22 protein-coding genes are annotated in these 22644 nt (G+C 64.6%); 13 read left to right on the top strand and 9 right to left on the bottom strand.

The genetic code is table 11. The annotated features are described in order from the left end of the window. Positions 1–4 precede the first annotated feature (4 nt). Positions 5–769, bottom strand: coding sequence for a flagellar basal-body rod protein FlgF (gene flgF / locus ACVIHF_RS21185; protein ID WP_016846737.1), 765 nt, complete (start codon positions 767–769; stop codon positions 5–7). 381 nt (positions 770–1150) lie between these two features. Between flgF and fliL the strand changes: the two genes are divergently transcribed. Genes fliL through ACVIHF_RS21165 form a run of 4 tightly spaced genes read left to right on the top strand, consistent with a single transcriptional unit; the run spans position 1151 to position 4130 of the window. Then, the gene (gene fliL / locus ACVIHF_RS21180) at positions 1151–1639 is read left to right on the top strand and encodes a flagellar basal body-associated protein FliL (protein WP_456792455.1); all 489 of its coding nucleotides are present in this window, start codon (positions 1151–1153) and stop codon (positions 1637–1639) included. Positions 1640–1657: 18 nt separating this feature from the next. Beyond that, on the top strand, positions 1658–2860 hold the full coding sequence (fliM, locus tag ACVIHF_RS21175; RefSeq protein ID WP_057018625.1) for a flagellar motor switch protein FliM: 1203 nt from the start codon (positions 1658–1660) through the stop codon (positions 2858–2860). After that, positions 2857–3321 (top strand): DUF6468 domain-containing protein, encoded by a 465-nt coding sequence (locus ACVIHF_RS21170; RefSeq protein WP_456792454.1) that lies wholly within the window; start codon positions 2857–2859, stop codon positions 3319–3321. The genes fliM and ACVIHF_RS21170 overlap by 4 nt, the downstream gene beginning before the upstream one ends. Next, entirely contained in the window at positions 3318–4130 is an 813-nt protein-coding gene (locus tag ACVIHF_RS21165) for a MotE family protein (RefSeq protein ID WP_456792453.1), read from the top strand. Before ACVIHF_RS21170 ends, ACVIHF_RS21165 begins: the two co-directional genes overlap by 4 nt. Before the next feature lie 40 nt (positions 4131–4170). On the opposite strand, the gene ACVIHF_RS21160 is transcribed toward ACVIHF_RS21165, so the two are convergent. Next, positions 4171–5376 carry a glycosyltransferase family 87 protein gene (locus ACVIHF_RS21160; protein ID WP_456792452.1) on the bottom strand — a complete coding sequence of 402 codons (1206 nt, stop codon included), beginning with the start codon at positions 5374–5376 and terminating at the stop codon, positions 4171–4173. A gap of 408 nt (positions 5377–5784) precedes the next feature. Here ACVIHF_RS21160 and ACVIHF_RS21155 point away from each other — a divergent pair, with 408 nt between their 5' ends. Both ACVIHF_RS21155 and ACVIHF_RS21150 read left to right on the top strand, forming a co-directional pair. Beyond that, on the top strand, positions 5785–7002 hold the full coding sequence (locus ACVIHF_RS21155; RefSeq protein WP_316397389.1) for a glycosyltransferase family 87 protein: 1218 nt from the start codon (positions 5785–5787) through the stop codon (positions 7000–7002). Positions 7003–7384: 382 nt separating this feature from the next. Further along, on the top strand, positions 7385–8227 hold the full coding sequence (locus ACVIHF_RS21150; RefSeq protein ID WP_456792451.1) for a c-type cytochrome: 843 nt from the start codon (positions 7385–7387) through the stop codon (positions 8225–8227). 99 nt (positions 8228–8326) lie between these two features. Here the strand turns inward: ACVIHF_RS21150 and ACVIHF_RS21145 are convergent, their stop codons facing one another. Continuing rightward, on the bottom strand, positions 8327–8617 hold the full coding sequence (locus ACVIHF_RS21145) for an addiction module antidote protein (RefSeq protein WP_028339801.1): 291 nt from the start codon (positions 8615–8617) through the stop codon (positions 8327–8329). A 1-nt stretch (position 8618) separates the two neighbouring features. Continuing rightward, positions 8619–8921 (bottom strand): type II toxin-antitoxin system RelE/ParE family toxin, encoded by a 303-nt coding sequence (locus ACVIHF_RS21140; protein ID WP_456780230.1) that lies wholly within the window; start codon positions 8919–8921, stop codon positions 8619–8621. A gap of 174 nt (positions 8922–9095) precedes the next feature. Here ACVIHF_RS21140 and ACVIHF_RS21135 point away from each other — a divergent pair, with 174 nt between their 5' ends. After that, positions 9096–12908 carry a tetratricopeptide repeat protein gene (locus ACVIHF_RS21135; RefSeq protein WP_456792450.1) on the top strand — a complete coding sequence of 1271 codons (3813 nt, stop codon included), beginning with the start codon at positions 9096–9098 and terminating at the stop codon, positions 12906–12908. A gap of 12 nt (positions 12909–12920) precedes the next feature. Here the strand turns inward: ACVIHF_RS21135 and ACVIHF_RS21130 are convergent, their stop codons facing one another. Beyond that, on the bottom strand, positions 12921–13757 hold the full coding sequence (locus ACVIHF_RS21130; protein WP_253607875.1) for a glyoxalase superfamily protein: 837 nt from the start codon (positions 13755–13757) through the stop codon (positions 12921–12923). Positions 13758–14031: 274 nt separating this feature from the next. Here ACVIHF_RS21130 and ACVIHF_RS21125 point away from each other — a divergent pair, with 274 nt between their 5' ends. From ACVIHF_RS21125 to ACVIHF_RS21100, 6 genes are all read left to right on the top strand, one after another. Then, entirely contained in the window at positions 14032–14271 is a 240-nt protein-coding gene (locus ACVIHF_RS21125) for a hypothetical protein (protein ID WP_253607876.1), read from the top strand. A 193-nt stretch (positions 14272–14464) separates the two neighbouring features. Then, positions 14465–15028: a histidine phosphatase family protein gene (locus tag ACVIHF_RS21120; RefSeq protein WP_456792449.1), complete on the top strand. Its 564-nt coding sequence runs from the start codon at positions 14465–14467 to the stop codon at positions 15026–15028. Positions 15029–15076: 48 nt separating this feature from the next. Beyond that, on the top strand, positions 15077–16042 hold the full coding sequence (locus ACVIHF_RS21115; RefSeq protein ID WP_253607878.1) for a LysR family transcriptional regulator: 966 nt from the start codon (positions 15077–15079) through the stop codon (positions 16040–16042). Between the two features lie 87 nt (positions 16043–16129). Further along, positions 16130–16840: an SDR family NAD(P)-dependent oxidoreductase gene (locus tag ACVIHF_RS21110; protein WP_456780233.1), complete on the top strand. Its 711-nt coding sequence runs from the start codon at positions 16130–16132 to the stop codon at positions 16838–16840. A 22-nt stretch (positions 16841–16862) separates the two neighbouring features. Continuing rightward, on the top strand, positions 16863–17114 hold the full coding sequence (locus ACVIHF_RS21105) for a tautomerase family protein (RefSeq protein WP_038385470.1): 252 nt from the start codon (positions 16863–16865) through the stop codon (positions 17112–17114). Positions 17115–17235: 121 nt separating this feature from the next. Beyond that, positions 17236–18480, top strand: a complete 1245-nt coding sequence (locus ACVIHF_RS21100; protein WP_456792448.1) for a YbfB/YjiJ family MFS transporter — start codon at positions 17236–17238, stop codon at positions 18478–18480. Here the strand turns inward: ACVIHF_RS21100 and ACVIHF_RS21095 are convergent. The 4 genes from ACVIHF_RS21095 to ACVIHF_RS21080 all read right to left on the bottom strand — a co-directional run bounded on the left by ACVIHF_RS21095 (position 18477) and on the right by ACVIHF_RS21080 (position 22352). Next, positions 18477–19628 (bottom strand): aminotransferase class V-fold PLP-dependent enzyme, encoded by a 1152-nt coding sequence (locus ACVIHF_RS21095; RefSeq protein ID WP_456792447.1) that lies wholly within the window; start codon positions 19626–19628, stop codon positions 18477–18479. The genes ACVIHF_RS21100 and ACVIHF_RS21095 overlap by 4 nt on opposite strands. A gap of 55 nt (positions 19629–19683) precedes the next feature. Beyond that, on the bottom strand, positions 19684–20571 hold the full coding sequence (locus ACVIHF_RS21090) for a hypothetical protein (protein WP_253607882.1): 888 nt from the start codon (positions 20569–20571) through the stop codon (positions 19684–19686). An 87-nt stretch (positions 20572–20658) separates the two neighbouring features. Then, a complete protein-coding gene (gene fliP, locus ACVIHF_RS21085) occupies positions 20659–21411 on the bottom strand; it encodes a flagellar type III secretion system pore protein FliP (RefSeq protein ID WP_063709685.1) in 753 nt (250 codons plus the stop codon). After that, positions 21408–22352, bottom strand: coding sequence for a flagellar biosynthetic protein FliO (locus ACVIHF_RS21080; protein ID WP_310880131.1), 945 nt, complete (start codon positions 22350–22352; stop codon positions 21408–21410). The genes fliP and ACVIHF_RS21080 overlap by 4 nt, the downstream gene beginning before the upstream one ends. Positions 22353–22644 lie beyond the last annotated feature (292 nt).

Here is a 22644-nt window from a genome sequence, read left to right as displayed (position 1 = left end):
CCGATCAGTTCGGCACGTCGGCGAGTTTCTCGATCGCCGATTTGTGCAGGTCGCTCTGCTGCTGCAGCAGCGAGGCGATTTGGGTGTAGGTCCGCGTGATCTCGATCATGCGGCTCATCTCGACGACGGAATTGACGTTCGACTTCTCGATGAAGCCCTGGCGGATCTGGGCCTTGGTGTCCGGCAGCGCCTGCGTGCCTTCGCCCGGCGCGTAGAGGTTGGAGCCTTCCTTCAGCAGGCGCTGGGCCTGCGCGAACGAGACGAGGCGCAGCTTGCCGCGGATCGAGTCGAGGCGGGAGGTGCCCTCGAGCACGGTGATGTTGCCGTCGGCGGCGATCGAGACGTCGTGGTCGGTCTGCTGGAAGGTGATCGGGCCGGCGGTGCCGAGCACCTGATAGCCCGAGGCGGTGACCAGCTGGCCGCGATTGTTGATCTGCAGGCTGCCTTCGCGGGTATAGCGCTCGCCACCCGGCGTCTGCACCACCAGGAAGGCATTGCCGTCGATCGCGACGTCGAGCGGGTTCTTGGTCTCTTCGGTCGGACCCTGCGAGAAATCGTGGAAGGTCGCGCGGTCCTGCACGAAGGAGACGCGGCGGTCGGAGGAGGCGAAATTGTCCTCATGTGCGTTCGAGGACAGATATTCCTGGAACAGCGACCGGTCGGCCTTGTAGCCGTTGGTGTTCATGTTCGCGATGTTGTTGGAGACGACATCCATCTGCCGTTCCAGCACCATCTGCTTCGATAGGCCGACCAGAAGCGTATTCTGCATCGGTGGTTCTCCCCTGTGAGGTGATCCGAATGCAGGTTCTCCCAAACCTTCACGCCGGACCGTCGGTAACCATTGGGTTCTCCCAAACCCGCGGGTTACGCCGTCCTCTCAGCGAAAGCCGTGCCAACTTAGAATATTCAAATATTTGAATGACTTAGGTGTTTGTCTGGAGGCCCGGTAGGGCGGCAGAAAGGTCTTGTTGACCATGTTTGCCCGGCAGTTTTTTCCTAGTGGAAGGTAAATCCTAAGCTTCCGTTAACCATTATGACCCCAGTGTTGCCGGCATTGGGGCGCGTGTGCGCCGGCGGCATTTGTATCGCGTCTTCAGGCCAAGGCTGGGGCAAATCGCGTTCGCATCCTTCAGAGTGAAGCGGGCGGACGATGGCGGACGAGGAAAAGACGGACAGCGGCGAGGGCGCGGCCGCTCCGACGAAGGGCAAGCTCAAGCTGATCATTGCCGTCGTCGGCTTCCTGGTCGTGCTCGGCGCGGGCGCCGGCGGCTGGTTCTTCTTCATGCGCGGCCACGGCGAGGAGCAGCACGCCGAAGCGCCGCCGCCGAAGCCGCCGAGCTTCGTCGACGTGCCGGACATGCTGGTCAATCTGGTCGGCGCGCCCGGCGAGCGCGTGCAATATCTCAAGCTGAAGCTCGTGCTCGAGGTCAAGGAAGAGAAACAGGTCGAGGCGATCAAGCCGGCGCTGCCGCGCGTCACCGACCTGTTCCAGACCTACATGCGCGAGCTGCGCCCGAGCGACCTCAACGGCTCGGCCGGCCTGTTCCGCCTCAAGGAAGAGCTGACCAAGCGCGTCAATCTCGCGCTGGCACCCAACCAGGTCAACGCGGTGCTGTTCAAGGAAGTCGTGATCCAGTGACGGGGTGGATGTAAAGCCATGGCCGGCAACGACCAGATGGACCAGGACGCCATTGCGGCGCAGTGGGAAGCCTCGCTCGATTCCGAGGATCCCGCGGCGGCCGCGGCGGAAGCGGCCAAGAACGAGCTCACCGAAAACATGGCGCTGCAATGGGCCGCCATGGTCGAGGACGGCAGCCGCGACTTCGGCAGCAAGAGCACCAATGGCGAGCGCGTGCTGTCGCAGGAGGAGATCGACAATCTCCTCGGCTTTACGGTCGGCGATGTCAGCCTCGACGACCATTCCGGCATTCGCGCCATCATCGATTCCGCGATGGTGTCCTACGAGCGTCTGCCGATGCTCGAAATCGTGTTCGACCGCCTGGTGCGGTTGATGACGACCAGCTTGCGCAATTTCACCTCCGACAACGTCGAGGTCTCGCTCGACCGCATCACCTCGGTGCGCTTCGGCGACTACATGAACTCGATCCCGCTGCCGGCGGTGCTCTCGGTGTTCAAGGCGGAGGAGTGGGAGAACTTCGGGCTCGCTACCGTCGATTCCAGCCTGATCTATTCGATGATCGACGTGCTGCTCGGCGGCCGCCGCGGCCAGACCCAGCTGCGCATCGAGGGCCGGCCCTACACCACGATCGAGACCAACCTCGTCAAGCGCCTGGTTGAGGTGGTGCTGTCGGATGCCGAGCAGGCGTTCCGGCCGCTGTCGCCGGTGACCTTCACGATCGACCGGCTCGAGACCAACCCGCGCTTTGCCGCGATCAGCCGCCCGGCCAATGCCGCGATCCTGGTGCGTCTGCGCATCGACATGGAAGACCGCGGCGGCAATGTCGAATTGCTGCTGCCCTACGCCACCATCGAACCGATCCGCAACGTGCTGTTGCAGATGTTCATGGGCGAAAAATTCGGTCGCGACCCGATCTGGGAAGGCCATTTCGCCACCGAAGTGGCGCAGGCCGAGATCTCGGTCGACGCGGTGCTCTATGAAGCGGACATTCCGCTGAAGGAGCTGATGAAGCTCAAGGTCGGAGACACCCTTCCGCTGGATATCCGCTCCGACGCGCTGGTCTCGGTGCGCTGCGGCAACGTCACCCTGACGGAAGGGCGCATGGGCCGGGTCGGCGACCGTGTCGCGATCCGCGTCACCAAGAATTTGCGTAAACCCCAAACCACCTTCGCGATGTTCGAGAAGGCGGACGAGCGGACCAAGATGATGGAGGCACCATGAGTCATGTGCTTGGACTAGCAATCGAGAGTCTGGTAGCCGTGCTGCTGATGCTGACGATCGGCTATTGCTGGCTGCTCAACAAGCGGCTGCAGCGGCTGAAGGCCGACGAACATTCGCTGAAGGCGACGATCGCCGAACTGATCACCGCGACCGAGATCGCCGAGCGGGCGATCGGCGGGTTGAAGCACGCGGTGCGCGACGTCAACGAGAACCTCGGCAATCAGCTCGATGCGGCGACGCAGATGTCGGCGCTGCTGAAGAACCAGCTGGCGGAGGGTGACCACGTGGTGCGCCGCCTGTCCAAGATCGCGATGGCCGCGCGGCCGTCCGAGCCCGCGCAGGCACCGGCGCAAGCAGCCGCGCCAGTGGCGCCGGCGCCCAGGGTCTCGGCCGCGCACGCGGTTGTCGCGGCGGCTGAAGCCTTCACCGAGCGCAGGAGGGCCGGCGGTCTCGCTGCATGAAGTTGCTTCGTGACATCAGAGTGATGCCCGTGGTGCTGGTCGCGATCTTCGGCCTGATGGTGCTGAAGGTCGCCGGCCTCGTGCTCGATGGCGGTTACGTGTTCGCCGACGATACGCCGCCGGCCGGCCCGGCTGGCCCATCTTGGGCGCAACAGAATTTCAACTTCCCCGGCGCCGGCAAGGCGGTGGTTGACAGCAAGATCAAGGCCGATCCCGGCGACATCACGGGATCGGTCGAGCACAAGGACGCCAAGAAGGACGAGGCGCCGAAGCCGGCCGCACCGGCCGCGGAGCCGTCCAAGCCCGATGGCGTCGTCGTCAACCTGGATGCGCCGCCGCAAGTGTCGGCATCCGAGCGCGCGATCCTGGAGCGGCTGCAGGCGCGCCGCCGGGAGCTCGAGACGCGTGCGCGCGAGGTCGAGATCCGCGAAAGCCTGCTGAAGGCCGCCGAGAAGCGCATCGAGGCCAAGGTCGAGGAGGCCAAGGCCAATGATGCCAAGACGAATGCCGATGCCGCGGCAAAGGCGGAAGCCGATGCCGCGCGCTTCAAGGGCATCGTCACCATGTACGAGAACATGAAGCCGAAGGACGCCGCGAAGGTGTTCGATCGCCTGGAAATGAATGTGCTCTACCAGATCGCCTCGCAGATCCAGCCGCGCAAGATGTCCGACATCCTCGGCCTGATGCAGCCGGAAGCCGCCGAACGGCTCACGGTCGAACTCGCCCGCCGTGCCGGCGGCGACAAGTCGGCCTCGACCGACGATCTTCCCAAGATCGAAGGCAAGATGCTCACGCCGAAGACGAATTGATGGGAGCTATCGGAAAGTCCGCCAATTGGCGGTGGCCTGGTCAGCCGTAAGCCAGATCCGACTTAACACCGGGTTGCCTGCATCGCATCCATATCATCGCGACGAGGGTCGCGCACATGAACGGACCGACGGGCACGAGCGCGACCGGGTAGGTAAACCCCGCCAGGACAAGCACGCCGAACCCGATCCGTAGTTCGGAGCGATTCGAGAGAAGCGCGCCATGTTCGGCCATGGGCGCGTTCATGAGAAAGATGATCGCGAGAGCCAGTAGCGCCGTATCGTAGATCGCGAAGTAGGGAGAGACGAGCAGGGTCGCGACGAGCAGGCACGCGGCCTTGACGGCGAAGCTGACGTTGCGGCGCCATATGATCAGCGTCCACGTCGCGGCTGCCGCAGCGACCGCGACGTGCAGTGCCATGGCCGATCCATAGCCAAAACCGGCAAACCGAAGCACGCCGTAGACGCTCTGCAGTTTGTACCAAGCCAGCGTGCCGGTGAGATGGAACTGCGTCGTTGCGAAGACGGCGGCCTCACGGAACCCCTCAAAAGTGTCCCAGCCGAAGGTAAGCCCGGTAAGCAGCAAGAGCACCGGTGTCACCAAACTGGCTGTGATGAAGACGGTCCAGCGTCCAGTAGCTATCAAAACGAGGGGAAGCAGGACGCCATATTGCGGCTTGAAGATCAGCAGCGCGATCAGGAAGCCGCTGACGATCGGACGCCGGTCCAGCGTCAGCAGAATCGCGCCGAGCAGCGATGCCGCCAGCAAGGAGCTTTGGCCGACGATGAAATCGTACAGGACGGCCGGCACGGCGAATGCCAGCAGCAGTACGGCGAAGCGCGGCCGGATGGCGGAAACAACGAGCGCCCAGCACAGCAGCTTTGCGGTGCTCCAGATCCAGAACGCGGTCGGAAACGGCAATAGTGCCAGCAGTGCCGCCGCAAAGAGAAAAAACGGCGGGTAGAAAAACGGTATCGGTACTTCGTAAACGGGGAACGGAGCGTCGTTCAAGCTGGGATGTATTTGAATGATCGCTTGCCGCAACCGCGGCCAATCGTAGGCGGTGGCGGCATGGCCATCGAGGGCCATTTTCCCCGCGCTCCAAAAGCACGAAAAGTCGAGCCCGGTCGCGCCGGTACCGTCAACGACTTTCGGTAACACGCAGTACAGCGTAAAGCCCAACACGATGAGGCAGGCAATGGCCAATGCACGGTCGTATCCGCTGCGCTCCGCACGGGCGCGCACCATTCCAAATCCGTTCATGAAACTGCCAGAAACTAAGAATTGCTTGAAATGCAAGCGGTTGTATACCGCAACTGGCGGTGGCGCAAGCGAGTGGCCGATCTCCCTGCGGCGTTGGGTTAATCGCTGGAAGTTCCGCGGATGCCCGGTGGATCGAGGTTAATCCTCTCGTGCAAAGGCCGAAGCCGGCGCCGTCCGGAGGCGCTGCAGCGCCATGTGCCGGCTGGCAGACGCGGATGTTCGCCTCCTCCGATGGTGTGGGCTCGACGAGGTCTCCGCGAAGCCAAACGCCTATCGACGCCGAGAAGTGTACGCCGGTTATGGTAGCCTTAAACGGTAGCGTTAAGTTGCAACCGATTTGTCATTCTGGAATTGAAGTCGCTATGTCTCAAGGTGGTGTTTTGGGAATTGCCAATGCTGAAAGACATGCCATGGCTCACCGCGCCGCGCGCCCGATTATACGTGAGTGGCATCGCAATTGTGCTGGTGCTGACCCTTGCGAGGTCGCTTTTGCTGTTTTACCGCGATGGCGGCTATGGCGCGAATAACTTTCTGCTCGGCTCGGACTTTTTGACCTTCTGGGCCGCGTCGCTCCAGGTGTTGGCCGGGCATCCCGCCGAGGTTTATGTGCCCGAATTGCATCTGCTCGCGGAAGCTCCATACCTGCGAGAGGGCTACGAGGCGTTCTTCTATCCGCCGACGATGCTGCTTTTGTGCGTGCCGCTCGCGCTCGCGCCGTATTTCGCCTCGCTGTTCGTGTTCATTGGTATGACGGCGGCGTCGTTCGCCGCGGTGATCTGGCGTATCTTGCGAACGCCTTGGTGCCTGGTCGCGATCCTTGCCTATGCGCCGGTCTATCTTAATGCCGTGGCGGGGCAGAACGCCTTTCTGACGGCATCGATCCTTGGGTGCGGTCTCAACATCATGGACCGGAGGCCGAAGCTCGCGGGCGCGATCCTCGGGCTGATGGTGATCAAGCCGCATTTGGCGCTGGCCGTGCCGATCGCCCTGATCGTCACAGGTCGCTGGCGGACGCTGATCTGGGCAGGCCTGTCGTCGATTTCGCTCGTCGTGCTGTCCGCGCTGCTGTTCGGCCTCGATACATGGCTCAACTTCCTCGACGTCTCTCACTCGGCCCGTCAGGCTCTGGAGAACGGCGACGTCGAGTTTTCATTGCTGCAGAGCGTGTACGCGACAGCGCGCCTGCTCGGCGCCGGCGTCAACACGGCCTTTATCATTCACGGCCTCGTGGCGCTGGGCATGACGTGTGTGCTGGTCTGGATGTTGCGTCAGAAGATCAGTGCTGCGACTGAACGCTCGATCATCGTGCTCACCTGCCTCCTGATTACGCCGTTCTGCCTGTTCTACGACATGCTCATCATGGCGCTGCCGCTGGCCTGGATGCTCAGCGAATGGTTGAGGGTCGGCTTTCCGGCCTGGTCGAAAATGGTCCTTGGCGTGACGTTTCTCGCGCCGATGGTCTTCTACCTACCTGTCCTCTATCAGCTGTCGGTCGTGAAGCCGCTGCCTTTTGGTTCTCCGGTCATCATCCTGTTCTGCTGGTTGCTGGTCCGGGAGAGCATGCAGACGCGGCAAGCGGCGCATGGCGAGCGAGAGGTCGCGACGGTCTGAGTTCGGAGCACCTCACGCGGACCTCCGTAACATCGCGGGGAGTGTCCAGTGCTGGGCTGCTGGGCTTTGATTCGGCGGAGCATCCACCGCCGCGATAAATCAGTCGCGTTGCCATTGGCGCGGGAGCAAGGGCGCAGAACAACGCTGGCGGCGCCAAGGCCATTGCAACCGAGCCATCGCGGACATTGCCAAAGTGCTTGATGCGGGTCTAGCATTGGCGTGAGGAAGGCCAGCGTGACTTCGCTGTTTTGGAGCCTTCCGCGATTGCGATCGCATGGACCGCCGCTTGAGTTGATTGATTGAATGCTCTTGTGCCGGGCGCGAAGCTGCGCCCGATCAGAAATTGAATTTTTCATCACCAAGAAATTTCGAGGAAACCAATATGCGTAGCCTGTTCATGATGCTTGTCGTCATCGCCACCGCCAATCTGGCATGGGCCCAACCCGAACTCGTCAAGCGGGGCGATTACCTTGTCAACGGCATTCTGGCTTGCGGCAATTGCCACACGCCCAAAGGACCGAACGGCGATGTTTTGGAGAAGGCGTTCTCGGGCGGGGGATACTGGGACGAGCCGCCGTTCACAGTGCATGCCGCCAACATCACGCAAGACAAGGAAACAGGCATCGGAAGCTGGAGCGACGCCGATATCAAGAAACTGCTGCGGACCGGGCAAACCCCAAAGGGCGTGCATACCGCGATGATCATGCCGACCAGCTTCTATCACATCCTGACGGAAAATGATCTCGACGCGGTCGTCGCATATTTGCGTACGATCACGCCGGTCCACAACAAGGTGCCCGATCCGATCTACAAGGTGCCTCAAGTCGAGAACGTTCCGCCGGGCGGCGAGAACCCATTCGCCGAACCGATGATGAGCGACAAGGTGCAGAAGGGATTCTATCTCGTCACGATCGCGCATTGCATGGCGTGCCATACGCCGATTGGACCGAGGGGACGAGAATACAAGAGCAGTCTTGGCGCGGGTGGCGTCAAATTCTCCGGGCCGTGGGGTATCTCGGTTTCACGCAACATCACGCAGAACAAGACCAATGGGATCGGCGCATGGAGTGACGACGAGATCAAGCGTGCGATCACCGACGGTGTCAGCCGCGACGGCAGCCGTCTCGGTCGACCGATGGGATACCACTACTACGCACGGATCAGTTCAGATGACCTCGATGCCATCGTGGCGTATTTGCGCACGGTACCCGGCAGCGCGGAGTAAGGCTCGTTGCAAGGCCAATTCCTGTCCGGTCACAGCCGCGCAGCGGGCCCCTGGCTGACTCCAATTCTGCGAGGATAGCGCGCGCCGCGATCTGCGCAGCTAGGCGGCGCTCGGAACAAGCTTCAGCTTCAAACCGAGCGCTTTTGTCGCCTTGTTCAGGGTTTCAATAGTCGGATTGCCGCCGGGCCGGAATGACTTGTAGATCACTTCGCGGCTCAAGCCAGTTTCGCGCGAAAACTGCGATACGCCGCGAGCTCTGGCGATGTCGCCGATAGCTGTCGCGATGAACGAGGGATCGTCCTCTTCCAGCGCCGCTTCGAGATAGGCGATCTGCTGCTCTAGCGTCTTCAGATGATCCTTGATATCGAACTTGGTCGTCTTGAGCGGCATCTCAAATCTCCTTCACCATCGTCTGGGCCGCCTTGACGTCCTTGCTTTGGGTTCGCTTGTCGCCACCGCAGAGCAGGAGCACGATGGTTTTGCCTCGACGCGTGAAATATACCCGGTAGCCGGGGCCGTAATCGATCCGCATCTCGCTCACGCCTTCGCCCACCGATTTCACATCGCCTGGATTTCCGAGTTCGAGACGCCGGATGCGTGCGCCGATCCGGGCGACCGCTTTTATGTCGGCTAGCGAGTTGAGCCAGTGCGCAAAAGCGTCGGTCTGAACGACCTGGATCAGGTGTATTATCATACACAACGCGGTCGATTTGTCAACTATAGTACACAGTCATTCCGTGGCAGGGGCCGGTCCGAAACAATCCGTTGACGTTAACAGCTCCTTAACGCCGCCCGATCCAAGATCGGGAAGCGTGGGCGAGGGCGCTTCGCGCTTGGTATGGCTGGGGTCCCGAGAAAACGTTTCGAGATGGCGCGAACGGCTGCCGCTGGAACATGGTCGCTAGGCCGCGCCTGGGCGCGGACCGCGCGTCTGTGCCTGCTTGCCACCGCCCTTGCGCTTACAACCCTTACCTATCCGACTGCGGCGCGGGCCGAAGACGCGGTGCCAGGTGAGGCGACATTCTCTGCCGCGAACGGCTATGCCCGGCTGGTGCTGAAGCTGAAGGAGGATGTCGAGTCGGAGGTCACGACCGCCGGCTCGATCATCGTGATCCGCTTCAAACGTCCGGTCGATATCCCCGTCGAGAAACTGCAGGATGCGGTGCCCGATTATGTCGGCGCCGCGCGCCGCGATCCCGACGGCTCGGCGATCCGTCTGTCGCTGGCGCGCCGCGTCTCCATCAACACCATGACCGCCGGCGAGCGCATCTTCATCGACTTCCTGCCCGACAGCTGGACCGGCCCGCCGCCGTCGCTGCCGCAGGAGGTGATCCGCGAGCTTGCCGAGCGCGCCCGCGCCGCCGAGCGCCTGCTGCGCATGCAGCGTGCCGCCGACGCCGCCAAGAAGAAGCCGCCGGTGCGGGTTCGCGCGCTGGTACAACCCACCTTCGTCCGTTTCGTGTTCGATGTGCCCGACGGGGTCAGTGTCTCCTCGGTGCTGAACGAGCAGAAGTTGACACTGTCCTTCAACTCGGTCCTGACCTTCGACCTTGCCGATGCCAAGGTCGCCGCCCCACCGAATGTCGCGTCGATCAGCGCGCGCGCCGACACGGACACGTCGGCAGTCGACGTGTCGCTGATGGGCGATGTCGACGTGCATTCGTTCCGCGACGAGAAGAACTACATCGTCGACGTCGCCTTCCAGCAGAACGAGCAGCAGGCGGCAAAGCCCTCGCTGAGCTCAATGTTGCCGACGCCGCGCGCCAAACCGAAAGGCGCCGCGGCGATCGCGCCGGTGACGTCGGAAAGCATCGCCCAGCAGGCCAAGATCGAGATCAAGCCTGAACAGTCCAAAACCGAACCGCCGAAGTCCGAGCCTGCCAAGTCCGAACCGCTGCGCTCCGAGCCGCTCAAGCCGGAGCAAGCCACGAGCGAGCAACCGGCGGCCGCGCCCGCCAATACGGAGCAGCCCCGATCGGAACCGTCCGATCCCGAGCTGCCGAAAATCGCGGCGGCACCTGCGGCCAACGCCGAGAACGCTGCTGCGCCGACCCCGCCGCACGACGGTGGTGCCGGCTCTGCGGCGGAACAGAACACGGCGCCCGTGACCGACGCACCACGGCCGGTGCCTGCTGTCGCCGCCGCGCCGGCGATGGAAGCGCCGGAGGCGGCTGCGGCGCCATCGCCGCCCGCTGCGGAGGCCCGTGCCGGCGGCAAGCCCGCGGTCGAGGCCCAGCGCGACAGCGACGGCCTGCGCGTGACGTTCTCATTCCCCGGCGCGACGCCGGCGGCGCTGTTCCGCCGCGCCGACACGGTTTGGATGGTGTTCGACACGGCTGAGGCAATCGACGTCGATCCGGTCCGCGCCAAGGCCGGCTCGCTGATATCAGATGTCAGCCGGATCGCGCTGGAGAAAGGCCAGGCGGTGCGCTTCCGCCTCAACCGGCCGCAGATGCCGTCGCTCGAAAGCGACGACCGCTCGCGCGGCGTGAGCTGGACGCTGACCTTTGCCGACCGCGTGCAGAAGCCGCCATTGCCGCTCACCGTGGTGCGCAACATCTCGGAGCCCTCGCTCGCCAATGTCAGCGTACCGCTCGCCAATCCCGGCCAGCTGCACAGACTGGTCGATCCCGACGCCGGCGATACGCTCTGGGTGGTGACCGCGCCGCCGCCGACCCGCGGCATCATCAAGCGGCAGGATTTCGTCGAGCTCTCGCTGCTGGAATCGATCCACGGCGTCGTGGTTCATCCGAACGCGGACGACGTCAAGGCCGAGGTCGGCGCCGACAAGGTGATGCTGGGCCGGCCGGGCGGCCTGACGCTGTCATCGGCCGACGTCGCCGCCGAGCGCGCGACCGCGGCGGTGAAGCCGTTGTTCGATCCGGACGAGTGGCGCAAGAACCAGTCAGACACGTTCCTCAAGCAGCTCGACGGCCTGATTGCGGCGACCGCGTCGGCCAATGCCGAGCAGCTGCCGCAGGCGCGGCTCGATCTCGCCGACTTCTACATGGCGCGCGGCATGTACCAGGAAGCCCATGGTGTCGCCAATCTGATCCTGTCCGAGAGCAAGCGCGGCAGCGAGACGGCGTCGGTGGTGATGGTGCACGCGGTCGCCAGCATCCTGATCGGCCACCCGGCGCAGGGCCTCAAGGATCTCGCCAATCCCGTGATCGGCAACGGCTACGATTCCCAATTGTGGAAGGGGCTCGCCTTCGCCCGCGAGGGCAAATGGGCCGAGGCGCGCGAGAAGTTCAAAAACGCCGAATTCGCGGTGGCGACGCTGCCGCCCGATTTGCAGCGCATCGTCACCATGGACTCGATGAAGGCCTCGCTCGAGGTCAAGGACTATGCCGGCGCCGCGCGGCGCAAGAGCGATCTCGACGTAGTCGGCGTTCCCGGCGAACTGAAGCCCGCGGTTGCGGTGCTGCGCGGCCGGCTGGCCGAGGCGCTCGGCCAGGAGAAGGATGCGCTCGACGCCTATCGCTTCGCCGCCAATTCGGCCGATCGCCAGGCTGCCGCCGAAGGCAGGTTGCTGGAGACGCTGCTCAAGCAGAAGCGCGGCGAGATCGGCCGCGACGATGTGCTGAAGGAGCTCGAGCTGCTGTCGATGCTGTGGCGCGGCGACAATATCGAGCTGAAGACGCTGTATGTGCTGTCGAAGATCTACGCCGAGACGGCGCGCTATGCCGACGCCTTCGCGGTGACGCGTGCGGCGACCCGGCTGCAGCCGAATGCGCCGGAATCGCGCCAGGCGCAGGATGGCGCCTCGGCCTTGTTCGTGCAGCTCTACCTCGGCCCCAGGGGCGACGAGATGTCGCCGATCGATGCGCTCGGCACCTTCTACGAATATCGCGAACTGACGCCGATCGGCCGCCGCGGCGACGAGATGATCCGCCGTCTCGCCGACCGCCTGGTCGGCGTCGATCTGCTCGACCAGGCCGCCGACCTCCTGCAATACCAGGTCGACAAGCGGCTTGAAGGCGCGGCCCGCGCCCAGGTCGCGGCGCGCCTTGCGATGGTCTATCTGATGAACCGCAAGCCCGACCGCGCCATTGCCGCGCTGCGCTCGACGCGGATCGCGGATCTCTCCGGCGAGCTGCGCCAGCAGCGGCTGCTGCTCGAGGCGCGCGCGCAGAGCGACGTTGGCCGGCACGATCTCGCGCTCGACATCATCTCGAACATCACCGGCCGCGAGGCAATCCGGCTGCGCTCCGACATCTATTGGGCGTCGCGGCGCTGGCGCGAGGCGTCCGAGCAGATCGAGCTCTATTATGGCGACCGCTGGCGCGACTTCACCCCGCTCAATCCGGGCGAGAAGGCCGATATCATCCGCGCCGTGGTCGGCTACGCGCTTGCCGAGGACGCCATCGGGCTGTCCCGGTTCCGCGAGAAATACGCGCCGCTGATGTCCGGCGATGCCGACAAGCTCGCCTTCGACTCGGCCAGCAAGCCGGTGGCGACGTCCAGCGCCGAATTCGCCCAGATCGCGCGAATGGCCGCCAGCGTCGACACGCTCGACGGCTTCATCCGCGAGATGAAGACCCGCTTCCCCGACGCCACCGCCCGCGCGCCATTGCCCGATCCGGTCGCGACCGGATCGGTGACTGACAAGCCAAAGGTCGCGCCGGTGAGCGCGCTGCCGGCGATCAAGGGCGAGCGCCGCGCCAGCGCGGCGCCGTAGCCGCGCTGGGTCTCACGGCCCGGCAGACACCCACGCGGTCGAAATGATCCCGGTGGCGTCGAGCGCGATCCGCCAATGCGAGGCGCCGTTGGCGTGCCGCACACTGTAGACATCCTCGCCCTGCGCGCCGACGCCGAGGAAGCGGGTGGCTTCGATCGCGCCGAGGTCGGCGAGGAAAGGCTGCAGGTGTGGCAATTGCTCGCGGGTCGCCGCGGCGAGCGCAGGGGTCATGTCCGCATAGTCGGGCTGTCCCGATGCGACCCCCTCGATCAGGCGGCGGACCGCAGCCTCGGTTCCTGGAGCCGGCGACTGTTTCTTCACACGCTCTGCGGTGCGATCCGCAATCTGTTTCGCACTTGCAGCGTCAATGCGCGGCATCGGCTTGTCGCCATTTTGATGCAGGATCAGTGACGTCGCCTGACCGTCAGCCGCGATGACAAAGCTGATCTGCGCGTCGACCTCCCTGGCGAAAAACTCGGTCTGGCTCTCCGCAAAGAACGGTACGGCACGCTGCCCGGTGAGCTGTACAGCCAAGTGGTGATCCTCGCGCATCACACTGAGGACGGCCTGCTCGCTGAGCTGGTAGAAGCCGGCATAGCGGTCGAGCACCGCCACAGCGACTGCGATCTCTTGCCGCATGACGTCCGGCGGCGATTGCTGAGCGGAAGGCAGCACATCGGCGGATCCGCCGGCGGCCCGTATCCGTGCCGCCAGCGTGTTCCAGTCGCGCTGGCCGAATAGTTTGGCGATCAGTTCCAGGCTGTCGCTGTGGGTGAGGGGGATCGATTTGGCGCCGAGCGCTTCGCGCAGCGTCTGAGCCATGGCCTTGGCATCACGAAAGTCGCGCATGGGATCAACCTTTGCATCGACGAACGGAAAGCGTCAGGGGCTTGCGTTGCTGACCCGTTCGTGCGGGCAAAGGAAGCCTGAAGCATGGCTTGATACCTTCACCGTCCCCGGGCGGGGTGCAAGCGGCGGGTGGTATCGACCCTGCCAAATGTTCGCCGGGGACGAGTATTTTGTCAATTGCAACTGGTTGTGATCGCACGCGATGCTCTCGACATCGTGCCGTCAAATCGGCAACCATGGCGTCCGTTGCACAGCGCCGGGAGGACGTCGTTACATGAGCAAGCCGATCAAGACCGAAGCCGAACTGATCGCGATGGCGCGGGCCGAGTTGAAGGCCCATGCCGACTGCCCCGACGGCATCGACATCTCCGTGCTGCGCGACGGCGACAGCTGGGAGTTTCGCGCCAGCGCCGATGACGCCACGGTGGCGAGGCCCGGCTATCCCGAATGCGTCGCGATGCTGGTGCAGATCGGCGACCATCTCAGCAAGCAGTATGACGTGGAGGCCGACTAAGGCCTGCATCGACGAATGCCTGTGGCCGCTTGCCCCGAGAGCGGCGCCAGGCAGCCACGCCTATGTTGACGCCATGGGCCAACCGGCGACATTCCCGATCTCGATCATTCAACCGAATCCATGGTATCGCTAAGGGCTCGTTGAACCCAAGCATTCCCGACCAATGCTTTCAGTCTTGAGCAGCAGAATAGCAATGGTCCTCCTCGCTTTGGCATGTTCGCTGGCGATCTCGGCCGGTCACGCCTTTGGCGATGACGAACAGGCCTGGGTGGCATTGAAGCGAGGCGGCATGGTTGTCCTGCTGCGCCATACCCACGTCGATATGCGAGAAGGGATCGGGCACCTCGCGCCCGGAAACTGCTCCGAGGAAGTAAACCTTTCCGCCCGCGGCATTGAGCAAGCCAAGCGGATCGGCGAAGCGTTCCGTGCCCACGGGATTGCGGTCGGAGAGGTCCTGACCAGCCCGTATTGCCGTTGCATCGACACTGGGAAGCTTGCATTCGGTCGCGCGGCGCCTGTCCAATATCTGATGCCTCCAGGTGTGTTGTCCGAAAGCCAGGCGAATTCGGATCAGGAGCGGGTCTTGCAAGACATCCTTGAGTATCGGTCTTCCGCAAACCTGGTGATGATTACCCACGATCTCAACATCTCAAACATCGTTCTTGAACCATCGATCGCCATGGGAGATTTCTTTGTACTTCGGCCCAATGGGACGAATTTCGATGTCATCGGCAAGATACAGTTCGGCGACAAGTGAGAGATCGACGTCAATGTCGTCCAAGGTGTCTCCAGCGAAGGAGCCGTCATGGACCGCATCGACGCCATGAAAGTTTTCGTTGCGGCGGTCGACGAGGGCAGCCTCGCCGGTGCCGGCCGGAAACTGCGGCGCTCGCCGGCGGCGGTCAGCCGGGCGATCGCTTTCCTTGAGCACTATGTCGGCGCCGAGCTGCTACATCGCACGACGCGCTCGCTGAAGCTGAGCGATGCCGGCCAGCGCTATGCAGCCGCATGCCGTCGTATCCTCAGCGAGCTCGAGGAAGCCGACATCTCGGCGGGTGGCGAGCGGTCGGTGCCGCGCGGCACGCTGACCGTCACCGCGCCCGTCGTGGTCGGCGAGGATTTGCTGCGGCCGGTGCTCGATGCCTTCATGACGGACTATCCGGCGGTGTCGGTGCGGCTCGTGATGCTCGATCGCACCGTCAATCTGATCGACGAGGGGATCGACGTCGCGCTGCGCATCGCCCATCTCGCCGATTCCAGTTTCATCGCGATCAAGCTCGGCGAGGTGCGCCGCGTGGTGGCGGCATCGCCCGGCTATCTCGCGCAGCATCCGCTGATCAGCGAGCCGGGTGATCTGACGAAGCACCAGATCATCGCCATGACGCATTTCGGGCTCGACTCCTGGAGCTTCCCGCCGGCCGCGAAGTCGAAGATCGCGCGCGCGGTCCAGTTCACGCCGCGGCTGGTCGTCAACACGGTGCGCGCGGCGGTGGCCTCCGCCAGCGAAGGACACGGCGTCACCCGGCTGTTCTCGTATCACATCGCCGACGAAATCCGTGACGGGCGGTTGCAGATCCTGCTCCCCGGCGACGAGCATCCGCCGCTGCCGGTGCATCTTTTGGCGCCGCAGGGCCGCTTCGACGTGCCCAAGGTGCGCGCCTTCGTCGATTTCGCGACGCCGCGGCTGAAACGCTATTTCGAGCGGCTGTCGCGCGAGGCCAGCAAGGCTGGCGCCATTCGTTCGCGCCGCGGAAGAGTGTCTGCCGAATAGCGGACATTCGCGCGGAAAGCGGATGTATCTAGCTTCTTCTCCATCGAAGCGGCGCTGGGTCGCTTCAGCAACAGATGGAGAGAGATCATGGGTGCAGAGCAGAAGGTTGCCATCATCACCGGTGCGTCGCAGGGCCTCGGCGAGGCCATCGTCAAGGGCTATCGCGACCGCAATTGGCGCGTCGTCGCCAATTCCCGCAGCATCAAGCCGTCGACCGACAGCGACGTTCTGACCGTCGCCGGCGACATCGGCGATCCCGAAGTTGCCGACCGCATCGTCAAGCAGGCGCTCGGGCGCTTCGGCCGCATCGACACGCTGGTCAACAATGCCGGCATCTTCCTGGCCAAGCCGTTCACCGACTACACCGACCAGGACTACGCGCAGGTGCTGGCGACCAATCTCAACGGCTTCTTCTACATCACCCGGCGCGCCGCCGGGGAGATGGAGAAGCAGGGCTCCGGACACATCGTGCAGATCACGACCAGCCTCGTCGATCACGCCAACAGCAACGTTCCCTCGGTGCTGGCCTCGCTGACCAAGGGCGGCCTGAACGCCGCCACCAAGTCGCTCGCCATCGAATATGCCGCCAAGGGCATCCGCGTGAACGCGGTCTCGCCCGGTGTGATCAGGACACCGATGCACGCGCCGGCAACGCACGACTTCCTCGCCAAGCAGCATCCGGTCGGACGCATGGGTGAAGCCAAGGACATCGTCGACGCCGTGCTGTTCCTGGAAGGCGCGGGCTTCGTCACCGGCGAGATCCTGCATGTCGACGGTGGCCAGAGCGCCGGTCATTAACGAGCACGATCCGGAGAGTGCCATGCCTATCGTCACCATCCAGGTCACGCGTGAGGGGACGGCGCCGGGGGCGTCGTCCACCACGCCGGAGCAGAAGGCTGCATTGATCAAGGGCGCCAGCGAGTTGCTGCGTGACGTGCTTGGCAAGCCGATGGAGTCGACCTTCGTCATCATCGAAGAAGTCGATACCGATAATTGGGGCTGGGGCGGGCTGCCCGCGCTGGACTATCGCAAGAAGCTCGCTGCAGCTGCGGCGTCCAAATCTTCCCGCTGAAGGCTTCCCCCAAACCGAATGTGCACCTCTCCCGATCGGGAGAGGTGAGCCGTGATCGCTGCGAGCGATTGCTGCGATCGCAACTAATCATTTTTCACGAACGGCCGGAGGGCCTACTGCGATGTTCATGTCAGCCAACGTCAATCATCAGCCGCGCCATCATCACGCCGCGCCGTATCGCGATGCAGGCGGGCCGTTTTGGCTGTCCGCGGCCGCGGGGCTGTGCGCCTCGCTGGTCGGGCTCGGACTGGCGCGCTTCGCCTACACGCCGCTGATCCCGGCTTTGATCGCCGCAAAGTGGTTCACGCCGGCGGAAGCGGTCTATCTCGGTGCGGCCAACCTTGCCGGCTATCTCGCCGGCGCGCTGATCGCCCGCGATCTCGGAGCGCGCATCGGCTCGGTGTGGGCGCTGCGCGGCATGATGGTGCTCGCCGCGATCACCTGCTTTGCCTGCGCGGTGCCGATCTCCTTCGTGTGGTTCTTCGGCTTCCGCTTTCTCGCCGGCGTCAGTGGCGGCGTGATCATGGTGCTGGCGGCAACCGCGATCCTGCCGCATACCGCGCCGAGCAAGCGCGGCCTGATCGGCGGCGTGATCTTCGCCGGCGTTGGCCTCGGCGTCGCCGCATCCGGCACACTGGTGCCGCTGTTGCTGCAGCAGGGCGTCAAGCAGGCCTGGTACGGCCTTGGCGTGCTGTCGGCGGTGCTGACACTGATCAGCTGGAGGGCGTGGCCCGCCGAAGCTCCTGCCGCGCGTGGCGTGGTCGAGCAGCCCGTCGCGTCGCATGGCCTGCGCTCGCCGCTGGTGATCGCGCTGTGCCTGGAATATGGCCTCAACGCGCTGGCGCTGGTGCCGCACATGGTATTCCTGGTCGACTTCGTCGCGCGCGGCCTCGGGCAGGGCATCGCGGCGGGATCGCATTACTGGGTGCTGTACGGTATCGGCGCCGTGATCGGACCGTTGCTCACGGGACACCTCGCCGATCGCGCCGGCTTTGCCGCGGCGCTGCGCGCGGCGTTCCTGATCGAGGCCGTTGCGGTTGCGCTGCCCGCCGTGACGAATTCGCCTGCTGCGCTGATCGCGTCGAGCCTGATCGTCGGCGGCTTCACGCCCGGCATCGTGCCGCTGGTGATCGGCCGCATCCACGAGCTGATCCCGCATTCCGCGGCGAGCCAGCGTTCAGCCTGGGCGCAGGCCACCACGACCTTCGCGCTGTTCCAGGCGGCGGGCGCTTACGGCCTGTCCTGGCTGTTCGCACGCAGCGGCGGCGACTATGCGCTGCTGTTCGCGATCGGCGCGGCCGGAGTGGTCGTCGCGCTGGCGATCGAACTGTTCGGCGTCGTCGGACTGCGGCACAAGTCCGGCTAACCGCGCAGCGCTTTGGTCAAGACCGCGACGAGGCGATCGACATCGGCCTCGTCGTTGAAAACGTGCGGCGAGATCCGCATCCGGCCAAGCCGCAGCGCGACATGGATGTTCTCGGCGGCGAGCCGCGCGATCAGCTCCTTCGGGATGCCGCCGGCCATGCCGAGGCTCAGGATGTGCGGCGCACGTAGGTCGCGCGCCAGCATATCGAGCTTGAGATCACGCACGCCGCCCGCGATCCGCTCGTTCAGCATCGCGAGCCGCGCGCTGACGGCCGCGGCGCCCCATTCCGCCATCATCTCGATGCCGATCGAGGCCATCTCCAGGGTGATGAAATGATCGCGCTCGCCCATGTCGTAACGCGTGGCGTTGTCGACATAGGCGAGATCGCCGAAATAGACCGGATTCTCGGAGTTCACGTTGCGGCGGCCGCTGGAGGTCTGCTCCAGCGGCACGCCGTTCTGGTGGCGTTTTGCAATGTAGAGGAAGGCGCGCCCGTAGGGGCCGATCAGCCATTTGTAGGTCGGAAACATCACGGCGTCGGGGTCGAGCCTCGTCACGTCCATCGCCACGACACCCGCGCTCTGCGTCGCGTCGATCACGAACATTGCGCCGTGCTGCCGAAGCGCGGCCTGCACCTTGTCGACGTCGATCATGCCGCCGTCCGACCAGTGCACCGAGGAGATCGAGGCGAGGCCGACCGGCGGCGCGCCCGGCCGCTCGATCGTTGCAAGCACTGCCGATGTCCAGTCGCCGTCGGCGGGCTGGCGCACGGTGTCGACGACGAACCCTTGCGCCTCGGCGCGGGCGTGCCATTCGAGGACCGGCGAGGAATGGTCGTTCTCCAGCACGATGACGCGGGTGCCGCGCGGAATGCTCAGCGCCTTCGCCACCGTCGCGACGCCGTAGCTGATCGCGGGGATCAGCGCGACATCGTCAGGTGCGGCATTGATCAGGCGGGCCGCCGCGCTACGGGCGCGCTCATGCTGCCGGCCGGCGAAGCCGGGATCGATCGTCCATGGCTGGCCCTTGCGTCCCACCGCCGCGCGGCCGGCATCGAGCGTCTTCAGCGGCAGCGGGCTGTAGGACGCCGAATTCAGGTAGCAGACCTCGCGTGGAATCTCGAACAGATGGCGCTGGGAGGGAAGCATGTCGTCTCGTTTGCTGGAATTTGCGGATCATGACGTGACGCCGAAGAGCGCGCGCTCATCCGTCATACTGGTCCGGCCCCATCGCCCAAGGCGCCTGGTCATAGCCGTTGGCGAAGGTGCGGTTGGTCTGCGCCGGATTGCGATTGACCAGCGGCCGCAGAAACATCGGATGCGTGGCGCTGCGCACCTCGTGCTCGACGGTGAACAGATGTCGGCCGTCGGCCGGATCGACGATATCGCAGAAGCGGTACTGGTATTGATTGTCTTCGCGGGAGACCAGATTGCGTTCGCGCAGTCGCTGGTAGGGGCCCGAGAAGTCCGTGATGTAGATCTGGATGTGATGGCCGTCGAATTCGCCCTGCGCAGCGTCGCTCTCGCGGAATTGCAGGTACTGATCCTTGCCGACTTTTGCGCGCGCGACGACGCCGTCGCCGTTCACGACGCTGGCGGGGATGCCCATGATCTCAGGATAGAACCTGCAGATCGCCTCAGCCGTGCCGCGCGGCACCTCGAACTCGACATAGGGTATGCCAAGCGCGATGCGCCCGAACCGTTCGGCGTCCGGTTCGAAGCAGCGCAGGCGGTTGCCCCAGGGGCAGATGGCCTCGACGTGATCATTGCGCTCGCGATAGCTGAACGCGGTGCCCTCGAGCTTGGGCGCGACGGCGGCGAGCCGCTGCAGCAGGGCCTGCCGCCCGGCGATCACGATGCCGGTGTGGCCGCGCAGCACCTGCTGGCGGCCGCTCGGCAGATGAAACTGGCTGCGGCCGACATTCACCCACATGTTGCTGTCGGAGACCATCAGATAGGGATCGCGGGTCAGCCCGATGCCGGCGACGTAGAACAGCGTGGCGAGGCGCTGGTCCGGCACCTGCACGTTGACATGCTCGAGATGGATGGCGTTGCCGAGATCTTCTGCGGCGCGGTCGAATGGCTGCTGCACGGCGCGGCTCCCTGGATGCGGTGCCGCGCATGATAGTGCAACGGTGTGGCCGATCCAGCTGACCGGCCATGAATGTTTCGCAGGGCGCTACCCGCCGTAACTCTGCACCAGGCTGCCGGCGACCAGGGCCCAGCCGTCGACCAGCACGAAGAAGATCAGCTTGAACGGCAGCGAGACCACCACCGGCGGCAGCATCATCATGCCCATCGACATCAGGACCGAGGCGACCACGAGGTCGATGATCAGGAACGGCAGGAACAAGAGGAAGCCGATCTCGAAGGCGCGTTTCAGCTCGGAGATCATGAAGGCCGGCACCAGGATGCGCAGCGACATCTCCTCCGGCGTCGCCGGCGGCGGCTCGCCCGAGAGGTCCATGAATAGCTTCAAATCCTTCTCGCGGACGTTCTTCTGCATGAAGCCGCGCAAGGGGACCGAGGCGCGCTGCAACGCGTCCTCAACGCCGATCTGGTTGGCGACCAGCGGCTTGATGCCGTCGTCATAGGATTTCTGCAGCACCGGCCCCATCACGAAGGCGGTGAGGAACATCGCAAGCGCGATCATCACCGAGTTCGGCGGCGCGGTGGCGGTGCCGAGCGCGGTGCGCAGCAGCGACAGCACGACCACGATGCGCGTGAACGACGTCATCATGATCAGGATCGACGGCGCGATCGACAGCACCGTCAGTAGCGCAATCAGCTGGATCGCGCGCTCGGTCACGCCGCCATTGCCGCCGCCGAGATTGATGCTGATATCCTGCGCCATCGCCGGATCAGCGAGGGATCCGGCGGCGATCAGGACAGCGATGAAAAAAACTCTACGCGGGACTGCCCCTGGCCTCACGAAGGATTCTTCGGTCGGCCGAGCAGCGAGGCCATCTCGTCCTCGAGATTCTCGAACCCGCTCTTCTGTCCGCCGGCGGGCGGGGCGGGCGGCTCGCTGCGCTGCGGGCGCGCCGGCGGCGCCTCGGGCGCAACCGGCGGCGCGACGGTCTCGCCGGCGCCGGTCGGGCGGCGCAGCGCCGCTTCGAGCCGTTGCGCCATCTCGGCGAGATTGGCGTCGGCGTTCGATGGTGGCGGCGGAGCCGGAGGCGCCTGCGTTGCAGCCGGCGGCGGTGCCTGGGGAGGCGGTGGCGGCGGCGTCACGGCGCGCTCGGTTGTGCGCAGCGGTGGCGGCGCCTTCGGCGGCTCGGCGGCGCCGCGCGGCGGACGCGGGACGACCGGCTCGGAGCGCGGCGGCAGGCGTGGCGGCATCGGATCGGGCCGCGGCTCGCCGCGTTCGGGCGTGAAGCCCGCTAGCGGATCGCTGCGACGCTCGGCGATCGGCGACGGGGGCCGGCGCAGCTCGTCGGCGAAGGAGGGCCGCGTCTGACGCGGCGGCAGCTCCGGCTCGGGAAGGTCGAAATTGTCGGAGCGGGCGGCTTCGCTCTCGTTCCAGGCTGCATCCGGAAGCGGCGCCACGCGCGGCGGCGCGGCATCGGCTGCGACAGCGGGGCGGGTCGACATTTGATCGCGCGCGGGCATCGCGCGGACGATATTCGGCTCGACAACGATATCGGTGGGGCCGCCGATCATCAGGAGATGCTCGATATTGTCGCGGCGGACCAGCACCAGGCGGCGCCGCCCGTCGACGGCGGCAGCGTCGATCACCGCCAGGCGCGGCATGCGTCCTCGGTTGGCGTTGGCCCCGAGGCGGTTTCCGGCGAAGCGGCGGACGAGCCATGCGGTCACGCCGATCAGCGCCAGCACGACAACGAATGCCAAGACGAATGTAATGACCTGCATATTGGAGTCCCCGGCCATCTTGGCCTTCCTCAGCTTTCGCCATCAACGGGCGCGGATTGATAGGTGCGGTTTGCGCAGCGAATCGCGCCCGAGATTCGCCTTATTTCTTAATTCCCAGCGGCTTGCAGCCCACTGTTCTATTAATAAACCAAGAATCGCTTGTCCCAAAACGACTTCTCAGTGCCCCACACTGTCTTGGTTTGTGCTGGTTAACGCAGCATTCGTGGCGAAAATGCGCTCGCAGGCTGCAGTTGCGGCGTTCTCCACGGATCCGTCCGGCATTTTAACCACC

Source organism: Bradyrhizobium sp. USDA 4506, from assembly GCF_054058795.1.
Note: the sequence above shows the minus strand (reverse complement) of the source record. Positions and strands in the feature narration are given on the sequence as shown.